The organism is Psychrobacter sp. YGAH215 (genome assembly GCF_007280595.1).
Classification (GTDB): Bacteria; Pseudomonadota; Gammaproteobacteria; order Pseudomonadales; family Moraxellaceae; genus Psychrobacter; species Psychrobacter faecalis.
This window is the reverse complement of record NZ_VKLR01000019.1, coordinates 38,858-57,049: the sequence shown is the minus strand read 5'-3', so window position 1 is coordinate 57,049 and position 18,192 is coordinate 38,858. Positions and strand designations below refer to the sequence as shown.

Below are 18,192 nucleotides of genomic sequence, written 5' to 3'. Positions count from 1 at the left end.
TAAATTAAGAAGCATATGAATTAAGAAGCATATGAATTAAGAAGCATATGAATTAAGAAGCATATGAATTAAGAAGCATATGAATTAAGAAGCATGCGCATTCAAAGTCGTAGCAATTAAAACAAGGAATATCTAAGATGTCAGAGTCAAAAGCAAGCGTCACGTGGCAAGAAAATAAAGCCTTTATAGGTGTGTCGCCATCAGGACATAACGTCCAAATCGATGCTGATAAAGAAAAGGGCGCCAGTCCTATGGAGCTAATTTTATTAGGACTTGGTGGCTGTGCCAGCTACGATGTGGTGGCAATTTTACAAAAGTCGCGCCAACAAGTGACCGACGTACGTTGTGAGCTGACCGCTCAGCGTGCTGAGACCATTCCAGCAGTTTATACCGACATTCATATGCATTTTGTGGTGACCGGACAAGAGGTCAAAGAAAGCCAAGTAGAAAAAGCCATCAAATTGTCGGCCGAAAAATACTGCTCAGCCAGTCGGATGCTGGTACAGGGCGGCGTCAATGTGACTCACGATTTTGAAGTGATTGCAGGATAGGGACGAGTATACTGATGAGTCTATTCTTTGGGTTGATTCCCGATAGTGCCGCAGCGGCTATTTGGGCGATGGTGGTGGCAAGTCTGCTGCCACTGATGATGGCGCTGACAGCAAAAGCGCTTGGTGGTTTTAATTTTGCTGACAATGCCCACCCGCGTGATTTCTTACAAGGGACGACAGGAGCGGCCGCGCGGGCCAATGCTGCCCAGCAAAACAGCTATGAAACCTTGCCTATATTTTTGGCGGCAGTATTGGTTGCAATGCTGTTTTTTGTACCGCAGTTGATAATTAATACCATCGCTTGGCTTTATGTGCTGATTCGTATTGGGTTTTGCGTGGCCTATATTACCAATTTAGCGACCTTTCGCTCTATTCTTTGGGTGCTTTCGATGGCTTGCTCATTGATGTTGTTTTATTTAGCGATTCGGGTCAGTTTTTAGCTTATTGCTGCTGTAAGTCTTTGAGATTTTTATTTTTAACACCTTTACAGTATCGATCATAAGGCGCTGTTTATTCGCATGTACTATTTTGCAGCGCCGCGATAATCACCGCTTTATTTTTTTCTCTTTTAATACGTTCCCACAAGGTTTGCGCCTCAGAGTAACCTTTGGTCAACATACCAAGCCACTGCTTATAACGCCCGACCAACACCACATCGTTTTTCGCCGCACCCTCTAAAAACTTAATCTGATGGGTAATTAAATCTTGCCATGCTAAGGCTGTCAGTGTTTTTGTGTCGTTATTATCGGCATCAATCTCGGCAATCAAATCAGGACGGGTGACAGCGCCGCGACCAAGCATTAAATGCGTCGTACCGGATTGCGTCATACAGTTTTGTGCGTGTTCACTATTCCAAATTTCACCATTGGCAATCACTGGTATAGCAAGCATATTAAAATTTTGGATTTTGTCCCAGTAAGCGGGCGGCTTATAACCTTGGGTTTTGGTACGCGCATGAATGGTTAACCAATCAGCGCCGCTCGCAGCAATCGCCGCTTTGATATCGTCCATGCGACTCGTATCCGTATAGCCCAAGCGAATCTTTGCGGATACGGGAAGGTGCGCGGGTACAGCTCGGCGTACGGCACTGATAATCTCATACATCACCTCAGGCTCATCAAGTAGCACTGAGCCACCACGATGGCTGTTAACCGTTTTAGCCGGACAACCAAAATTGATATCAATCGCAGGCGCACCAAGCTCGGCAGCATAAGCGGCATTTTCTGCCATCAATTGCGCGTCACTACCGAGCAACTGAATATGAATCGGTGTACCGGATGCAGTTTTGGCATCATGATGCAACTCTGGTACGTATTTATAAAATACATGTGCTGGCAAGACAGTTTGGGTGACGCGAATAAACTCACTGACCGACCAATTATAAGGACGACCCAAGTCTGACGCAATTTGGGTTAGGATTTGGCGCATCAAAGGATCAGTTAAGCCTTCCATGGGCGCAAGAAGACGAACAGAATTGGCAAATAATTGCTGTATGGTGTTTTGGCGTGCTTGAAGTTGCTGATTATGATTCATGATAGGAGGGTCAATGTTATAAAAAGAGGTCGGCAAAGGCGATGAGGGGAGAGATAGACGGGCAGATTAAGTATTACCAAAAATCACCTTTTTACCCGTCTGCAGTCCTGATACCAAGTCTTTAATATTATGAATATCTAAATTGCTTTGCGCGCGCGTACACGCAACGTAGAGCAGACGCAGCTCTTCTGGGCTAATCTTGACCGCATTGGTGGTTATATCATAATAAAAATCATCATCGAGCTGCACTTTGCCCCACTCAAGCCCTTTGGCTTTATGCGCGGTTGAGATGACATAATCAGCATTTTCGATACGGGTTAGGCTGTTAACTGCCTGCGTCAACACATTGGTACCATGGTCATCGACCAACTTCACCAAGGTTTTAAGGTCACTGCCTTCATTGGTTTCAGAGTATTCTTGAACGTCACCCCAATTATAAAAATACGCCAGTTCGGGCACGCCATACGCCGATTTACCATTTTTTAAGTTTTCGGCTGCCTGACAAAATTTAAGCATACGATCAGTATCGGCTTGTAACGCCACTCTATGCCCAAGTTTTAAACCAGTTAATAACTGCGACATCGCCGCAGCATTGGTACGGCAAAGAATGGCATCTTTTTTACTATGCACCATGCCTTTTTCGGTAGACGATTGCTTATTAGGATTGCCTTTTAATGGTACGTCTTCTTGTAAGGCTTTGAGCAAGGTATTGGCAATCTCAGCAATCGGTTCGCCAAAACGAAACGACTGGGTTAATAAAGTCTGCGGCAATGGCAGTTTTTTCATCGCATTGACCGCACCGCGCCATTCATAAATCTGCTGATGGGCGTCGCCTACATAAATCACTTGCCGTGGCTGCTGGGTCAAAATCCCCATCATCAAGGGATCGGCATCTTGCGCTTCGTCAAATAAGATAAAATCCGCAGGAATACTGGGCTTCGATAATGCCCACAATTTAAGATAAATATCATGCCCGATACCGGCCGGATGGCGCGCATCAATTGACTGTAGCCAGCGCTGCTCGACGGCAGGGTAGAGCATTTCACGCAGCTGCTCAGCATCAGAATCATCGAGCCAGCTTGGAAACTCAATATGCCTTGGCGCAGGATAGCTGGCGTGGGTACTACAAAAATTGCTCACCGCATCACTGACAAACCGCGACAAGCGCGCTGGCGTGAGGGTAATATATTTATTCACCCCATCCATTTGCCGGCGTACTTGTACCGGTTGTAAGCCCAAATCATCACCCAAACGCTTGGGTGAAAATCTCGGTAACGACAATTTAGCGGTAATATCACGTGGTACGTGACGGTAGGCTAATGAGTGAAACGTCCGACAATCGACATGACCGGGGAATTTTTGCCGCGCATCGTTGGCAATGGCTTTGTTAAAGGCTAAATACAAGCCGCGACCGCGCAGACGCTCACCAATTAATTTGAGCGTCGTGGTTTTCCCTGCACCCGCATAAGCGACCACTTTAAATGACTTGTGATCCATCGCCATGTTTAGCGCGTTCAGCTGCTCATCAGTGGGATCGCTCATATAAGCTGGCATCGATGCGGACATAATAAAGCTACCTAAAAAAACTAGAATGGGGTCAAGATTAGCGACGGTAAAAAAAGCCACTGCATAAACAATGGCCGACTGGTCATGATGTTGATTGCAAAAAAATTGCAAGCGCACAGGACAATAATAAAAAAGTTAGTAGAAAATAAAGGTGGAAATAAGCAGGTTATATTAACAGATTAGCGCGTTGGCTGTTTTGCAATAAGTGTCTGATAAGTAGAGCTATTCTTTCTTCAATTCTATATCGTCTACTGCATCAAGGCTGCGCTCTTCTTTGATTAAGATTTTTGCTAAAAATAATCCCAGCTCAAACAATAACCACATTGGGATGGCAAGCATTAACATCGACACCCCGTCGGGCGGTGTAACGACCGCTGCAACGCCAAAACAGCCGACGATAATATAGCGACGTTTATCTTCTAGACTCTGAATGGAGACGACACCCGCCAATATCAATAGTAAAGTCACCACTGGAATCTCAAAGGTAAGCCCAAACACCATAAACAGCTTGAGCGCAAAGCTTAAATAACTGTCGATATCTGTCATCGGTAAGACGTTTTGCGGCGCAAACATGATAAAAAACTTAAGTACGCCTTTGAGTACAATAAAATAAGAGAAAGCCACGCCCGCATAAAATAAAAATATCGAGGACATCAGTACAGGAATGGCGACTTTTTTCTCTTTTTTATATAAACCGGGTGCGACAAACGACCAGATTTGATACAAAATATACGGCATCGCAAAAAAGGCCGCGACAAATATGGTCAAGCGTATCGGTGCCATAAAGTTAGAGGTGATATCGGTTGCTATCATCGTCGAGTTGGCGGGCAACTGAGCAACCAATGGGTCGGATAAAAAATCATAGAGCTCACGTGAAAATCCGACCAACGCCAAAAATATCACCAGTACCGCGACGCATATTTTAATCAGATGCCGACGCAATTCAATCAAATGCTCAGTAATCGGCATATCAGCCATTGAGCTTAAGATATCACCAGAGTCATCATGCGCAGCGGCATCTGTGGCGGCATCTGTAATAGCATCGATGTCTGTAGCCGTTACTTTTTCTTGACGGCTTTTTTTACGCTTAAATAAGCCCACTAATCATTCTCCTGCTGCTTGGCAGAAGCCTGCTGAATTGATGATTTGTTAATCGATGGTTTATTTAAATGGTTATTTAATAACGTATCGGCTTTATAATTGGGCAGGTAGGGCGGCGGCTGCAGACGCCTTGCTTTGTCATAAGCGCCCAAACGAAACCACATGTTTTCCCAGGGTTTGGTAATGGCAGTTTGGATTATTTGATGGGTATTGTCGTTAACATCAGTTTTCAGATTAGCATCATTATTTGAGTTCTGTAATTCTAATGGTTCAGGCGCTGTTAATTTTTTATCGGAGTCATAGCGGTCGTAAGCGTAGTCAAATTCTTTTGGCGTTACTGATGAATGATCGTCTTTTTCATGGTCGATTTTATTACTAGCGCTATCCACTTTCGCAGTATTGACTTGATGCGCGGCTTTAAGATGCTGGTTTTGCGAGGATTCAAATTCTTGCAGACTGCCGCGCATCTCTGCCATCTCACGGCGCATTTCTGCTTCAGTTTCACGAATTTTCGCCAGCTCTTTTTGCATTTGCTGCCGCGTCTCTGCCAAGTCAAGCTCAGCTTCGATTTCAGACTGTAAAGTAGACACCGTACGACGAATTTTGGCATACCATTGTCCAGCCGTACGCGCCGCTTGGGGCAGTTTTTCTGGCCCCAAAACGATTAAGGCGATGACGCCAAACAGCAGTAATTCTGAAAATCCGATATCAAACATAATGTCTCAATGCCACTATTAAATGCTATACATTATGCTTGTCATCAACCTTGGTGGTTGTGCGCTCTTCAGGGTGCGCGTTGCCATCATGATCGAGCACGACTTGTTTTTTGGCATGTTCAGTATTTTCATCTTTAACGGCGTCTTTAAAACCTTTGACCGCGCCGCCCAAATCTTTACCGGCATTTCTTAGCTTGGAGGTGCCAAATACGACCACCACCACCACCAATAAAATTAGCCAATGCGTAATGGAAAAACTACCCATGATGCTATCCTTCTGTCTTGGTTTTTAGTCTTTATATAAATACTTTGAGTGTATAGAATATTGCTGTCGTACACAAAAGCTATCGACAGCTTATGCGAAGTAACACGTCATTATATTATAACCTGCACTTGTGACAAAAAGGTGAAAGCAACAATAATCAAACAGGGTAACGGCTAAGCTTAAAAAACGCTAGCGCGCGGCTTTTTCATCAATACCTGACAGACCAAAACGTCGGCCTAGCTCATTTAATACCGCTTCTGATTCTATATCAAACCATGCCAGCCCAACTAAGCTATGGAACCAAACATCAGCGACCTCATAGATCAGCTCGTGACGCGCTTCGTCATACTGGGTTTTATCCACATTTTCATCGCAATTGGCTAAGTCTTTAGCCGCGATAATGCTCTCGGTACTTTCTTCGCCTACTTTTTCTAATATTTTATTGAGACCCTTGGCGTATAAGCTTGCTACATATGAGCTGTCAGCGTCTGCTTGTTTGCGCTCAGCCAATACTTTATCAAGCTGCTGCAAAATAGAATGAGTGGTAGCAAGGCTGTTATTTTGATGGGTGTTAGAATGGTCTATATTTTCCGCCGCCGCTTCATTAGTTTTAGGCGTGGCTTTTGCTGCGGCGTTTGTCTGATAAATCTCTGCGGGGTCTTTTAATACTTTATCGACGGTTTGCCATTCAGGTATTTGCCCTGACAAATCCAAACGCTGATAAAAACAAGACTCGCGGCCAGTATGACATGCAATACCGCCCGCTTGCGTGACGCTCAGTACAATCACATCAGCGTCGCAGTCCAAACGAATATCATGCACGCGCTGGGTATGCCCAGACGATTCGCCCTTATGCCATAACTTGCCACGCGAGCGCGAAAAATACACTGCCGTCTGCGTTTCGGCAGTCAATTGCAGCGATTCGGTGTTCATCCACGCCATCATCAAAATACGTCCGGACACATAATCTTGGGCAATCGCAGGAATCAAACCATCAGTATTAAAATTTACGGCAGCAAGCCAAGCAGGTAAAGTCATAATCTATCAGTCGTCTTATAAAAGAAATGAGAAAGTGGTAAAAAGTATAAAGTAATAAAGATAGCACTCAAACCCTACTTAAACACAGCTACCGCTGACATTCAATATGTTAACGCAGGAAATAAAGCGCAATTATAACAGCAGCACGTTTTTGCGCGTAGTGTATTTCATATCAACTAACGCACCCTATAAAGTATCGATTAAAACTTTCCTTGGCAAAACAGCGTACTATCTGCTAAAATAGCGCCTCCCACCTCGAGGCAAATAGCCGTTTAGTGCTTGTTTTTAAAGCGACTATTCGTTTTTACTATTTGACGACCAGGTTCTATCAAAGACAAAGAGGCAAATCATCATGAAAGTTAAGATGAAAACCAGAAGCGGCGCCGCTAAACGCTTCAAAAAAACAGCGAACGGCTTTAAGCGTAAACAAGCATTCAAAAGCCATATCTTGACCAAGAAATCAGCTAAGCGTATTCGCCAGTTGCGCGGTCTAAAGATGGTGGACAAGTCTGACGAAGCAGCAGTTCGTCGTATGTGCCCATACATCTAATAGCCTATCGTCATTTAGCTTTAATCAATTAAAGATATTTGACTTTGCAATTTGATAACGATGTCTATTAGTCAATTATTTGATGACATCGTGATTCGTTTAATAATGATTAAAAAATCTTGGAGTAATTTATGGCCCGTGTAAAACGTGGTGTACAGGCAAATCGCCGTCACAAAAAAATCTTAAAGCGCGCAAAAGGCTACTACGGTGCTCGTTCACGTGTTTATCGCGTAGCAGTACAAGCTGTGACCAAAGCTGGTCAATATGCATATCGTGACCGTCGCAACAAAAAACGTACTTTCCGTCGTCTTTGGATTGCACGTATCAATGCTGGTGCACGCTTAAACGGCTTAAGCTATAGCCGCCTTATCAACGGCTTGAAAAAAGCAAACATCGCTATCGATCGTCGCGTACTTGCTGACATCGCTATGCATGATGCAGCGACTTTCACCGCCTTAGTTGAAAAAGCAAAAGCGGAATTAGCCTAAATATTAGTTATCCTTTAAGTATTCTGCTTGTTTGAGTGTTTGCTTAAATGGATAGCAATAATATTGATTAATAGTACGATATTAATAAAAGCTACCGCTGGTCGGTGGCTTTTTTTATATTAAATTATTTTACAGCCAGTTTTACACCGCAAAAATGTAAAACGTTTTTAGTAAAGTTGCACTTTTTATTGTCTAAATATTCAAGCCATTTATATCACACGCCTTTGGTTGAAAATGAGTGGGTAAATGGTTTGCAATATTTGGTCAAATCCCTACAATTATAAATCACTATTATTAATAGTCCGTTTAAATCAGGAAGAATGCGTCTTATGACTACCCCTGCTGCTACCACCGATTTGTCGGCGCTACCGACCTTGTCCACCGAGCTCAGCGAGTTAAACGAAGCCCAGTTAAATGAGTTTGCCAGTGCTGCTGAAGCGTTAGTTCTACAAGTAACCGATGTGCGCGCCCTGCAAGATTTACGTGTGCAACTGACCGGTAAAAAGAGCCCATTAACCGGCTGGTCAAAGCAGATGGGTAAGCTTAGCAGCGATGACAAAAAAACTTACGGCGGCTGGTTACATCAAGTGCGTAGCCGTATTCAAGATGCATTGACGGCGCAGCAGCAAGAGCTAGAAGTGGCGGCATTAAATGCCAAGCTTGCCAGCGAGAGCATTGATATCACCCTGCCTGCGCGCGGTGGTCAAAAAGGTCATCTGCATCCTGTCACCATGATTACCCAACGTATGCAGCAGTATTTTATCCAAGCGGGTTTTAATGTTGCCACTGGCCCTGAAGTTGAGAGCGATTATTATAATTTTGAAGCGCTAAATATCCCGTCGCATCATCCAGCACGGGCGATGCACGATACCTTCTATTTTGATGCGCATTATTTACTGCGTACCCATACCAGTCCGGTGCAGATTCGCACCATGGAAAAGAATGAGCCGCCGATTCGTATTATTTGTCCAGGTCGCGTCTATCGTAATGACTCAGATCAAACCCACTCACCGATGTTTCATCAGCTAGAAGGGCTTATGGTGACAGAGTCGAGCACCTTTGCTGAGTTAAAAGGCTTGATTAGTGAATTCTTAGAAGCGTTTTTTGCCAAAGAGCTAACCGTGCGTTTCCGTCCGTCATTCTTCCCATTTACCGAGCCTTCTGCTGAAGTCGATATTCTCGATGATAATGGTAAATGGCTTGAAGTCATGGGCTGCGGCATGGTACACCCACAGGTGCTGACCAATTGCGGTATTGATAGCGAAAAATACACCGGCTTTGCTTTTGGCATGGGTATTGAGCGCTTTGCCATGCTGTATTATGGTATCGACGATTTGCGCCTATTTTTCCAAAACGACGTACGCTTCTTAAAACAGTTTGGCTAGATGGTCGTTATTAATATGTCACCCTTTATTCTAAAATCTTTATTATAAAATTCAGATCCGAGATATTTATGAAAATTAGCGAACAGTGGCTACGTCAATGGGTAAACCCCAACAATAGCAGTGAGCAATTGGCCGAACAGCTTACAATGGCAGGGCTTGAGATTGATGATCGCTTTGCGGTTGCTCGTGCTTTTAGCGGCGTGGTAGTAGGTGAGGTAATCAGCGTCGAGCAGCATCCCGATGCCGATAAACTGCGCGTCACGCAGGTCAATATTGGTGCCGCTGAGCCGTTACAAATCGTTTGCGGCGCGCCCAATGTGACGGTTGGTATGAAAGCGCCGGTTGCGACCGTTGGTGCCGTTTTACCATCTAACGACGCAGAAGGCTTTACAATTAAAAATGGCAACCTACGCGGTGTCGACTCTAACGGTATGCTCTGCGGTGCCTCTGAAATTGATTTAACCGATAGCATCGATGGTCTGCTTGAATTGCCAAGTGATGCACCGATTGGCATGGATATCCGTGAGTATTTAGGTTTAGACAATCAAATACTGGATATCTCTATCACCCCAAACCGCGGAGATTGCTTCAGCGTACGCGGTATCGCGCGCGAGATATCAGTCATTAACGATTTGCCAATGCAGCAGCCTGAGATTCCTGCCAACGTACCAACTGATGCTAACGGTGCTGGAAATACTACGCCAGCAGTAACAGTAAGCGCGGTTGAAGCGTGCCCACGCTATTTACTCCAATCAATCAGCAACATTGATCGTAGCATCGATACGCCAAAGTGGATGACTGATGCGCTCGTACAGTCAGGACTGCGCTCGCATAACTTTTTGGTTGACGTGACTAACTATGTATTGATGGAACTCGGTCAACCGCTACATGCGTTTGATGCTGATACCATTGAAGGCGATATCGTAGTACGTTTGGCGCAGCCTGCTGAGACCATTACTTTATTAAATGAGCAAACTATTACTCTAACGGGTGATGAGTTGGTCATTGCCGATGATAAAGGTGCATTGGCACTTGCTGGTATCATGGGCGGTCAGCGCAGCAGTGTCACTGATAACACCACCAATATTGTCCTAGAAAGTGCCTTTTTTAATCCCTTAGCGATCGCTGCACGCGCGCGCCGTTTTGGTTTGCATACCGATGCCTCACAACGCTTTGAGCGTGGTGTCGATTTTGAGTTACCAGCGTTAGCACTAGCGCGTGCAGTTGATTTGATTACCAGTGTCACGGGCTCTCAAGCTGGGCAAATAGTAAAAGTAGAAAATATCGTGCACTTGCCAACACGTACGCCGATTACTTTGCCAATCACTAAAGTCCGTGAGGTCATTGGTATTGAGATTGAGCCTGCCGTGATGGTGCGTATTTTGACTCAATTAGGCTTTGAGGTAGAGCAGCAAGCAGATAAGCTGATTTGCACGCCGCCATCGTATCGTTTTGATATGAGTATCCGCGAGGACTTGATTGAAGAGATTGCCCGTATTTACGGTTATGATAATATTCCAAGCGTCTTGCCGCATTTGCAAGTCAGCATGGATTATGACGACACCGCGGACTTGACGCATGAGATGAAGCTGGCCTTGGTCAATAATGGCTATATGGAAGCCATTAGCTTTAGCTTTAGTGATGCAAAAATAGAAGCCTTGCTTGATGATAAAGCGCTGGGCGAAGTGTTGGCACTGGCCAATCCTATCTCTAGCGACTTGGCAGTGATGCGCCGTACTTTGCTATCAAGCTTATTGCCTTGCGTGCAATATAACCTCAATCGTCAGCAGCCGCGCGTGCGTTTCTTTGAAACGGGTTTAAGCTTTGTCGGTCAAAGTATTAGCGAGTTGGTACAAACGCCAAGTATTGCGTTGGTTGCTGTCGGCGATGTTTGGGATGAGCAAGCGTATCAAAACCGTGCGCTAGATTTTTATGATCTTAAACATGATATTGAGCAGTTATTACCGGCGCAAATCGACAGTGCGCGTATCCGCTATGAGCGTAGTGCGCTTGCCTTCTTACATCCTGGTCAAAGTGCTAAGCTCTATATCGATGAGGTATACATCGGTTGGTTGGGTCAACTCCATCCCAATACCGCTAAACAGCTAGACTTGCCAGCGACGTGGGTGGGGCAATTGTCACTGGCGCCATTATTAACCTTGGTACGTGAACAGCACGCTATCACCACGCCAAGCAAATTCCCGCACGTACGCCGCGATATCGCCATCTTAGTCGATAGTGACATCAGCTTACAGACCTTGCAGGCGACGATTCGTGCCGCAGCTGATGAATTGCTGACAGATTTATGGTTATTTGATGTGTATGAAGGCGACAAAGTACCGACTGGTCAACGCTCTTTAGCATTCGCTTTAATATGGCAAGACAAAGCACAGACATTATCTGATGACGCAGTAAAAACGGCGACAGATAAAGTCGTGCAAGCGCTAACTGAACAGCACGCCGCTCAGTTGCGTGATAGCTAAAACCAAGATATAACCATCTAAAACGCTCTATGGCCTCTGCATAAATGAGGCTATGGCGTTTTGCTATTTATAAAAATGATTATCTGATAGAAATTTTCATCCTTAAAAAAGTTAAGTGGTTATTAATAAAGGATTTTCATGCAGACTTTATGAAAAAGAGGACAAAAAACCTTTATAATAACTAACATTAATTCTCATACCGCTAGACCATGATATTCGACATCACGACATAGCATAGGAGTCGTACTGTGAGCACCTTAACCAAATCTGACATGATTGAGCATTTGATGAGTCATCTTAACCTGACACGCCAAGAAGGCCGCTGTTTGGTGGAGAATTTTTTTGACGAGTTGTCAGAGAGTTTGATTGATGGCAAAGAGGTCAAGCTGTCAGGCTTTGGCAACTTTGAGCTTAAAGATAAAAACAGCCGTCCTGGGCGCAATCCAAAAACAGGGGAGCCCGTTGCCGTGTCAGCACGCCGCGTCGTCACCTTTAAAACAGGACAGAAGTTTCGCCAACAAGTGGATGAGCGCTTATTTGACTAATAATAATCTCGGCAGTAAGTGAAAATGATGGTTATCACAGTCTATTGAATATATTACTGTGATAACCATCATTTTTTATGTGGCGCTTTTATATCATACTACTTTTTATAAAACATAAATAGTAGACACAAAAAAAGAGAGCATAAGCTCTCTTTTTTTACAAGTAACTAATTATTGCATCAGCAATAAAAATTACTCTACAACTACAACGTCGTCAGAACCAGCTACAGCAGGATCAGTTTCGCTAGCGATGTCCATGCTAGTAGTAGTACCGTCTACAGGAACTTCAGCATCAATTTCGTCAGTAGCAGTGTTAGCTTGAGCTTGAGAGATCTCAGCATCAGCAGCATTAACAGCTTCTACAGCTTCAGTAGGGATAGCTTCGCCTTCAGCTTGGCCTTCAGCCAATTCTTCTTTCGCGTCAGTTAATTCTTCTTTCGCGTCAGTTAAATCTTCAGCAGCGTTTTCTTTGTTGCTATCACAGGCAGTAAGGCCCATAGTTGCAGCCATGATACCAGCTAGAGCAAGTAATTTAAGTTTCATAAGGTTTCTCCGGGAAAATGAAATGATCAGTAGCAGCAAAAAAGGTTGAATCTCCGAGATTTCCCAGAATTCAACTAGTATTAATTACAGCTACTCAGCTTTCACGCATTCTATATGATTTCTTTCTGGATGGAAAGAGGTTGTACAATTAAGTAACAATAAAATTGTAAATCAACTTTTAACTTGCTCATTTAATATACTTTTTAATACAACACCTCAAATTAATCGACGTATAATCGATGACATCAGGACGTTTTGGCGCTTTTTCTATAAAAGGATTTTCTTCATAATTTTAAGAGTATTTTTTGCTTATTGGTAGCCTTGGTATCAATAAAATTGACATTTAAATACCTATAAAAATATAGAAGCGATTATGGTTGAAAGCTAGAATAAAAAATCAAAGGATTGAGGCAAATATCTTATAACACCAATAATCAAATAACAGGGTTTACTACGATAGCGATAGGTATGCTATTGGATTTTTTAGGAGAAGTATTATGAAATGGCAAGACAGACGTGGCAGCTCGAATGTGCGCACCACCAGTGGCGGTGGCAAGATGATTGGCGGCGGTATCGGCGGTATTATCATCGCTGGTATTTTATGGCTGGTTTTTGGAGTCAATCCGATGACCGCCTTGCAAACGGGGCAAGTGATTACGGGTGGCGGCAATACTTCTACCCAACCTGCCACTAGTGATGACCGTGATACCCGCTTCGTAAAAGTCGTATTGGCGGATACAGAGGAAGTTTGGCATCAGATATTTAACGAGGCAGGGAGCACTTATAAAGAGCCGTCATTGATTTTATTTAATGGACAGGTCAGCTCAGCTTGCGGCAGTGCCAGCGCCGCCACAGGGCCTTTTTATTGCCCAGGCGATCAGACGGTATATTTGGATACGTCGTTTTTTGTAGAAATGCGGCAAAGTTTGGGTATTACTGGCGATGAACAAGGTTCAGGCGATAGTGAAAATCAAGGTAAAGCGGGAGACTTTGCGCAAGCCTATGTCATCTCTCATGAGGTCGGTCACCACGTGCAGACTTTGCTTGGTATTACTCAGCAAGTCAATGAAGCCAGTCGTCAAGTAACACGCGCGCAGGCTAACAAGTTATCCGTCATGCAAGAGTTACAAGCCGATTGTTTTGCAGGTGTCTGGGCGCAGCGCAATCAAGAGCGCGTACAGTTCTTGGAAGCGGGCGATATTGATGAAGCCATCAATGCTGCCAGTCAAATCGGTGATGACCGTTTAGCGCGTGCCGGCGGCGGCGCTGTGGTACCAGATAATTTCACTCATGGCACCAGTCAACAGCGCGTGCAGTGGTTTACCCGTGGTTTAGAGAGCGGTAATGTGCAAGCGTGCGATACTTTTAGCGGCGCGTTATAGAGTTCGTTTTGTGTTATAAAAATATTTGGGTATTGCTTACCCTATAAACGTAAAAAAGCCTACAAATCCATTGCAGGCTTTTTTCTTGCTAACTTTTTAATAGTCAGCTATCTTTTTTCAATACTCATGTAATCTATCATCTTAATTAAGATAATGATTTAATCATAGCTAACGAATAGTGATTAACGAGTTTGGTCAAGGATATAAGCACCTGCGCCGCCGATTGCTGCGCCGCCAATTGCACCGCGAGCGATGTCTTTACTGTTGCCGCCACTTTTAAGTAGAGCACCAGCAGCTGCACCAGCAGTAGCGCCTTTAGCAGTGTTGCTCAAGCCACTGTTGTAACCATAACCATTGTTAGCACAACCGCCCATCATCAAAGCTGAGCTTGCAATCGCAGTTAGTGCAAAAGTTTTAGCAAATTTCATGGTATCACCTATTAAGTTGTCAAATTTGAAATCCAATATATAGGATGTATCTAAATATGTCTGTACTACTTTTTATAATAGCTTGTTTGTCTCTATCAAGCCGTAGTAGAAACGCTAAGCTTTGCAAATATACGGTAAATTATGTTACTTCGCTGTATCATTGGTAGGGGTTTTGCTTATAGTTATTGTATTTATGGTGATAGTCCGCTAACTGTTTTTTGCAATTGCGTAATTGCAAAACCAAAAAGACCACATAAAGTGGTCTTTTTTAATCTATAAGTCATGCTATCGGTCTAGTTTTGTGACTTACGTTTCATTTGCTCAAAGAATTCATCATTGGTTTTGGCTTCTTTTAAACGATCAAGCAAAAACTCAGTCGCTTGCACGCCATCCATCGGTTGTAACAGTTTACGCAATATCCAAACTTTACGTAGTTTATCTTCATCAAGTAGGCGCTCTTCGCGGCGGGTACCGGATTTTTTGATATTAATCGCAGGGAAGACGCGTTTTTCGGCTAAGTCACGCTCAAGGGTAATTTCTTGGTTACCCGTACCTTTAAACTCTTCAAAGATAACACTGTCCATTTTACTACCTGTATCAATCAAGGCACTGGCAATGATGGTTAAGCTGCCGCCTTCTTCGACGTTACGCGCCGCGCCAAAAAAGCGTTTTGGACGTTCTAACGCGTTAGCATCCAAACCACCGGTCAATACTTTACCCGATGATGGAATAACAGTGTTGTAAGCACGGGCAAGACGGGTGATAGAGTCAAGCAAAATGACCACGTCTTGCTTATGCTCGACCAGACGTTTAGCTTTTTCGATGACCATTTCGGCGACTTGGACATGGCGCTGCGGTGGCTCATCAAAGGTTGAGGCAACGACTTCACCGCGCACGGTGCGTTCCATCTCGGTTACTTCTTCTGGACGCTCATCAATGAGCAAGACGATAAGGTAGCATTCAGGATTATTGCGGGTGATAGACTGAGCAATAGATTGCAAGAGCATGGTTTTACCGGCTTTTGGCGGTGCAACGATAATCGAGCGCTGTCCTTTACCAATCGGGGCAATCAGGTCGATGATACGACCAGTCAAATCTTCAGTCGTACCATTACCAAGCTCTAGCTTTAATTGCTCAGTTGGAAATAATGGCGTTAAGTTCTCAAAAATCAGCTTATGACGCGAGCGATCTGGGGTATCAAAGTTGATTTCACCAACTTTTAGTAGCGCAAAATAACGCTCAGAATCCTTTGGCGGACGAATGGTGCCCGCGATACTATCGCCCGTCTTGAGACTAAAACGGCGAATTTGGCTCGGACTGACATAAATGTCGTCAGGGCCTGCTAAATAAGAGCCCTCTGATGAGCGTAAAAAGCCAAAACCATCAGGAAGTACCTCAAGCACACCGTCGCCGTAGATGGCTTCGCCGTTACGGGCATGGGTTTTTAAGATAGCAAAGATAATGTCTTGTTTACGGCTACGCGCCATATTATCAAGGCCCATTTCTTTGGCGATGGCCAATAGCTCAGCGATTGATTTTTTCTTTAGTTCAGTAAGATTCATAGATAGGTCATTAGCAGTTGATCAGATGAGAGATGCCATTATCAGCACAAATCACGACAAGGATTAAACAAAGGGTGTAGGGCGATAGAGGGTATATACACAGGGCTTGGGGCTTATGTAGGATTTGTTTTACGTGCCAGCTTATAAACGCCTTGCAAGACAGTCGGGCAGGTTTATAAAAAGTGAAGATAAAGAAGTCTACATAAGAGTCTGCGTCAAAAACTCAATATCAGTAATTGTGTTTAGTCATTGCGTTCAGTAGTGGTGTTTTATAATGACGATTGTGTTTTTGTTGATAAACACGAGGAGAATAGCGACAAGACACTTAGGAAAATGATTAGTTTTCTCTTGTCAGCAGACTATACGGCGTTCAAGACAGCGTTGTCAATAATTTTTGCTAAAAAAGCTATAATATCCAGCTTTTTGCTCAGAAAAGCAGCAAAAAAGCCATTAGCTCAAAAAGATAATGGCTTTTTCAATACGTACTTTATAAATAGCATAGCGCATTCTTTAAAATCGCTATTTTTAACAAACACCTTTAGCGATTATTAGAGGGCGTGTATTAACCGTACTTATAGATGCTTATCTAATACTTTAGCAAGTTCAGCTTTTGGCTGTAAGCCCATGACTGAATCGACTTTTTCGCCATCTTTAAAGACAAATAGCGTTGGGATGTTGCGGATACCAAAACGGCTCGCTGCTTGCGGGTTGTTATCGACGTCGACTTTAACGATTTTGACTTTACCTTGGTACTCGCTCGCCAAATCTTCTAAAATAGGTGCAATGGCTTTACAAGGACCACACCAAGTTGCCCAAAAGTCTACTAGCACTGGCATATCAGATTGTAGAACGTCTTGGTCGAAGTTTGCATCAGTGGTATTAACAATAAGGTCTGACATAATTTATCTCTCTTGTTTTATTATTTCTATCACCAGTCATCATACAATACGACTGTCATATTCGAGCGATGAGTGGTTAAAGAATGGTTAGGAGGTGGTGAAAATCTGCCATTATATTAACATGTTTGCTCAAAGTTGACAGATGCAGGCGGGTTAAAATGTTTAACTATTACTATTAGCACAATAAATCGACACATAATGACACAGGTTATGTTTTATCTGTCACCCTAATCTAGTGCAGGTATTATTCTACATCTAGCATGTTTACCGTGTAGCGCCGTTAATATTTCTAAACCCTAATATCATTTATTGCCTTATTAGAATAATCTATTTTTAGACCACCAACCTTTTGATATAAGTAGCCCATTTTTATGCCTTTTACCGATGAAGCAATAAACGCCTTAAACGCTCAAGAAAATGCCTATCCTCTTGCGTTTTTCCAAAAATTTGCCCAAGACATTACTGTCTATGAAGACGACGACATTTGGGTTGTTGATAAGCCCGCCGGACTGTTAAGCGTCGATGGTAAAAGCCTTAAGGTAAGTTTATTGGCACGGCTCGAGCGCGCCAATCCGGCGGTAAAATTGATTCATCGTTTAGATATGGATACTTCAGGGCTACTAATTTTTGCCAAGAATGCCGCCGCACAAAGCCATATTAGTAAGCAATTCATCGACCGCCTGCCGCAAAAAAGCTATCAAGCGTGCGTCTTTGGGGCGTGGCAGCGTGTCGGTGCCAAAGGCGAGATATCAGTGCCAGTACGCTATGAGCCCACGACCAAACCGCGGCATATCGTTGACTATGATTGGTCAAAGCATGCATTGACATTGTATGAAGTATTGGCGCATGAAGAATGCAACGGTCAGGCCGTCACGCGCGTGCTGTTAAAGCCTGTGACCGGACGCAGTCATCAGCTGCGCGTGCATATGGTGCACGTCGGTCATGTGATGATTGGCGACCCAATTTATGCCGAAGGTGACGCCTTAACCATTGCGCCGAGGCTGAATTTACATGCCCAGCAATTGCGCCTAAAACATCCGACCCTTGGTGCGTGGATGGATTGGGAAAGTCCATGCCCTTTTTAGCCATTCCTCTTTAACAACTTTTTTGATCAGCTCATTTTAAAAAGCTTTTTTAAATAAATCATGCAAAACAAG

19 protein-coding genes are annotated in these 18,192 nt (G+C 43.8%); 9 read left to right on the top strand and 10 right to left on the bottom strand.

Annotation, left to right across the window (positions count from 1 at the left end):
- The first annotated feature begins 137 nt into the window (after nucleotides 1–137).
- Nucleotides 138–551, top strand: a complete 414-nt coding sequence (locus FOR85_RS09160; protein WP_144297680.1) for an OsmC family protein — start codon at nucleotides 138–140, stop codon at nucleotides 549–551.
- A 14-nt stretch (nucleotides 552–565) separates the two neighbouring features.
- A complete protein-coding gene (locus FOR85_RS09155) occupies nucleotides 566–991 on the top strand; it encodes an MAPEG family protein (RefSeq protein WP_144297679.1) in 426 nt (141 codons plus the stop codon).
- A gap of 70 nt (nucleotides 992–1,061) precedes the next feature.
- Here the strand turns inward: FOR85_RS09155 and FOR85_RS09150 are convergent, their stop codons facing one another.
- The 6 genes from FOR85_RS09150 to hisI all read right to left on the bottom strand — a co-directional run bounded on the left by FOR85_RS09150 (nucleotide 1,062) and on the right by hisI (nucleotide 6,770).
- A complete protein-coding gene (locus tag FOR85_RS09150; RefSeq protein WP_144297678.1) occupies nucleotides 1,062–2,084 on the bottom strand; it encodes a tRNA-dihydrouridine synthase in 1,023 nt (340 codons plus the stop codon).
- 66 nt (nucleotides 2,085–2,150) lie between these two features.
- Nucleotides 2,151–3,650 (bottom strand): UvrD-helicase domain-containing protein, encoded by a 1,500-nt coding sequence (locus tag FOR85_RS09145; protein WP_144297677.1) that lies wholly within the window; start codon nucleotides 3,648–3,650, stop codon nucleotides 2,151–2,153.
- Between the two features lie 222 nt (nucleotides 3,651–3,872).
- Nucleotides 3,873–4,751, bottom strand: a complete 879-nt coding sequence (gene tatC, locus FOR85_RS09140; RefSeq protein ID WP_144297676.1) for a twin-arginine translocase subunit TatC — start codon at nucleotides 4,749–4,751, stop codon at nucleotides 3,873–3,875.
- A complete protein-coding gene (gene tatB / locus FOR85_RS09135) occupies nucleotides 4,751–5,467 on the bottom strand; it encodes a Sec-independent protein translocase protein TatB (protein WP_144297675.1) in 717 nt (238 codons plus the stop codon). Before tatB ends, tatC begins: the two co-directional genes overlap by 1 nt.
- A 25-nt stretch (nucleotides 5,468–5,492) precedes the next feature.
- Nucleotides 5,493–5,732: a Sec-independent protein translocase subunit TatA gene (gene tatA / locus FOR85_RS09130; protein WP_144297674.1), complete on the bottom strand. Its 240-nt coding sequence runs from the start codon at nucleotides 5,730–5,732 to the stop codon at nucleotides 5,493–5,495.
- A 189-nt stretch (nucleotides 5,733–5,921) separates the two neighbouring features.
- Nucleotides 5,922–6,770, bottom strand: coding sequence for a phosphoribosyl-AMP cyclohydrolase (gene hisI, locus FOR85_RS09125; RefSeq protein WP_144297673.1), 849 nt, complete (start codon nucleotides 6,768–6,770; stop codon nucleotides 5,922–5,924).
- Nucleotides 6,771–7,122: 352 nt separating this feature from the next.
- Here hisI and rpmI point away from each other — a divergent pair, with 352 nt between their 5' ends.
- From rpmI to FOR85_RS09100, 5 genes are all read left to right on the top strand, one after another.
- Nucleotides 7,123–7,320: a 50S ribosomal protein L35 gene (rpmI, locus tag FOR85_RS09120; protein WP_011281253.1), complete on the top strand. Its 198-nt coding sequence runs from the start codon at nucleotides 7,123–7,125 to the stop codon at nucleotides 7,318–7,320.
- 131 nt (nucleotides 7,321–7,451) lie between these two features.
- Nucleotides 7,452–7,808 carry a 50S ribosomal protein L20 gene (gene rplT, locus FOR85_RS09115; protein ID WP_058369591.1) on the top strand — a complete coding sequence of 119 codons (357 nt, stop codon included), beginning with the start codon at nucleotides 7,452–7,454 and terminating at the stop codon, nucleotides 7,806–7,808.
- Nucleotides 7,809–8,137: 329 nt separating this feature from the next.
- Entirely contained in the window at nucleotides 8,138–9,193 is a 1,056-nt protein-coding gene (pheS, locus tag FOR85_RS09110) for a phenylalanine--tRNA ligase subunit alpha (RefSeq protein ID WP_144297672.1), read from the top strand.
- A 68-nt stretch (nucleotides 9,194–9,261) separates the two neighbouring features.
- The gene (gene pheT, locus FOR85_RS09105) at nucleotides 9,262–11,676 is read left to right on the top strand and encodes a phenylalanine--tRNA ligase subunit beta (protein WP_144297671.1); all 2,415 of its coding nucleotides are present in this window, start codon (nucleotides 9,262–9,264) and stop codon (nucleotides 11,674–11,676) included.
- A 248-nt stretch (nucleotides 11,677–11,924) separates the two neighbouring features.
- On the top strand, nucleotides 11,925–12,221 hold the full coding sequence (locus FOR85_RS09100) for an integration host factor subunit alpha (protein WP_068403716.1): 297 nt from the start codon (nucleotides 11,925–11,927) through the stop codon (nucleotides 12,219–12,221).
- A 192-nt stretch (nucleotides 12,222–12,413) separates the two neighbouring features.
- On the opposite strand, the gene FOR85_RS09095 is transcribed toward FOR85_RS09100, so the two are convergent.
- On the bottom strand, nucleotides 12,414–12,764 hold the full coding sequence (locus FOR85_RS09095) for a hypothetical protein (protein ID WP_144297670.1): 351 nt from the start codon (nucleotides 12,762–12,764) through the stop codon (nucleotides 12,414–12,416).
- 497 nt (nucleotides 12,765–13,261) lie between these two features.
- On the opposite strand from FOR85_RS09095, the gene FOR85_RS09090 reads away from it, so the two are divergent.
- Complete coding sequence (locus FOR85_RS09090) at nucleotides 13,262–14,146, top strand: neutral zinc metallopeptidase (RefSeq protein WP_144297669.1); 885 nt, start codon at nucleotides 13,262–13,264, stop codon at nucleotides 14,144–14,146.
- Between the two features lie 182 nt (nucleotides 14,147–14,328).
- Here the strand turns inward: FOR85_RS09090 and FOR85_RS09085 are convergent, their stop codons facing one another.
- The 3 genes from FOR85_RS09085 to trxA all read right to left on the bottom strand — a co-directional run bounded on the left by FOR85_RS09085 (nucleotide 14,329) and on the right by trxA (nucleotide 17,035).
- A complete protein-coding gene (locus tag FOR85_RS09085) occupies nucleotides 14,329–14,574 on the bottom strand; it encodes a hypothetical protein (RefSeq protein ID WP_068403710.1) in 246 nt (81 codons plus the stop codon).
- Nucleotides 14,575–14,867: 293 nt separating this feature from the next.
- On the bottom strand, nucleotides 14,868–16,136 hold the full coding sequence (gene rho / locus FOR85_RS09080; RefSeq protein WP_068403707.1) for a transcription termination factor Rho: 1,269 nt from the start codon (nucleotides 16,134–16,136) through the stop codon (nucleotides 14,868–14,870).
- 572 nt (nucleotides 16,137–16,708) lie between these two features.
- Complete coding sequence (gene trxA / locus FOR85_RS09075; protein WP_068403703.1) at nucleotides 16,709–17,035, bottom strand: thioredoxin; 327 nt, start codon at nucleotides 17,033–17,035, stop codon at nucleotides 16,709–16,711.
- A 371-nt stretch (nucleotides 17,036–17,406) separates the two neighbouring features.
- Here trxA and FOR85_RS09070 point away from each other — a divergent pair, with 371 nt between their 5' ends.
- On the top strand, nucleotides 17,407–18,120 hold the full coding sequence (locus FOR85_RS09070) for an RluA family pseudouridine synthase (protein ID WP_144297668.1): 714 nt from the start codon (nucleotides 17,407–17,409) through the stop codon (nucleotides 18,118–18,120).
- Nucleotides 18,121–18,192: the final 72 nt, after the last annotated feature.

Bases quoted from the DNA above. Each gene is read 5' to 3' on its own strand.
- FOR85_RS09150 (WP_144297678.1), bottom strand. From the start codon at position 2,084: ATGAATCATAATCAGCAACTTCAAGCACGCCAAAACACCATACAGCAA.
- rplT (WP_058369591.1), top strand. From the start codon at position 7,452: ATGGCCCGTGTAAAACGTGGTGTACAGGCAAATCGCCGTCACAAAAAA.
- pheS (WP_144297672.1), top strand. From the start codon at position 8,138: ATGACTACCCCTGCTGCTACCACCGATTTGTCGGCGCTACCGACCTTG.
- FOR85_RS09155 (WP_144297679.1), top strand. From the start codon at position 566: ATGAGTCTATTCTTTGGGTTGATTCCCGATAGTGCCGCAGCGGCTATT.
- tatB (WP_144297675.1), bottom strand. From the start codon at position 5,467: ATGTTTGATATCGGATTTTCAGAATTACTGCTGTTTGGCGTCATCGCC.
- FOR85_RS09085 (WP_068403710.1), bottom strand. From the start codon at position 14,574: ATGAAATTTGCTAAAACTTTTGCACTAACTGCGATTGCAAGCTCAGCT.
- FOR85_RS09090 (WP_144297669.1), top strand. From the start codon at position 13,262: ATGAAATGGCAAGACAGACGTGGCAGCTCGAATGTGCGCACCACCAGT.
- pheT (WP_144297671.1), top strand. From the start codon at position 9,262: ATGAAAATTAGCGAACAGTGGCTACGTCAATGGGTAAACCCCAACAAT.
- rho (WP_068403707.1), bottom strand. From the start codon at position 16,136: ATGAATCTTACTGAACTAAAGAAAAAATCAATCGCTGAGCTATTGGCC.
- FOR85_RS09145 (WP_144297677.1), bottom strand. From the start codon at position 3,650: ATGTCCGCATCGATGCCAGCTTATATGAGCGATCCCACTGATGAGCAG.
- hisI (WP_144297673.1), bottom strand. From the start codon at position 6,770: ATGACTTTACCTGCTTGGCTTGCTGCCGTAAATTTTAATACTGATGGT.
- FOR85_RS09070 (WP_144297668.1), top strand. From the start codon at position 17,407: ATGCCTTTTACCGATGAAGCAATAAACGCCTTAAACGCTCAAGAAAAT.
- FOR85_RS09160 (WP_144297680.1), top strand. From the start codon at position 138: ATGTCAGAGTCAAAAGCAAGCGTCACGTGGCAAGAAAATAAAGCCTTT.
- rpmI (WP_011281253.1), top strand. From the start codon at position 7,123: ATGAAAGTTAAGATGAAAACCAGAAGCGGCGCCGCTAAACGCTTCAAA.
- tatA (WP_144297674.1), bottom strand. From the start codon at position 5,732: ATGGGTAGTTTTTCCATTACGCATTGGCTAATTTTATTGGTGGTGGTG.
- trxA (WP_068403703.1), bottom strand. From the start codon at position 17,035: ATGTCAGACCTTATTGTTAATACCACTGATGCAAACTTCGACCAAGAC.
- FOR85_RS09095 (WP_144297670.1), bottom strand. From the start codon at position 12,764: ATGAAACTTAAATTACTTGCTCTAGCTGGTATCATGGCTGCAACTATG.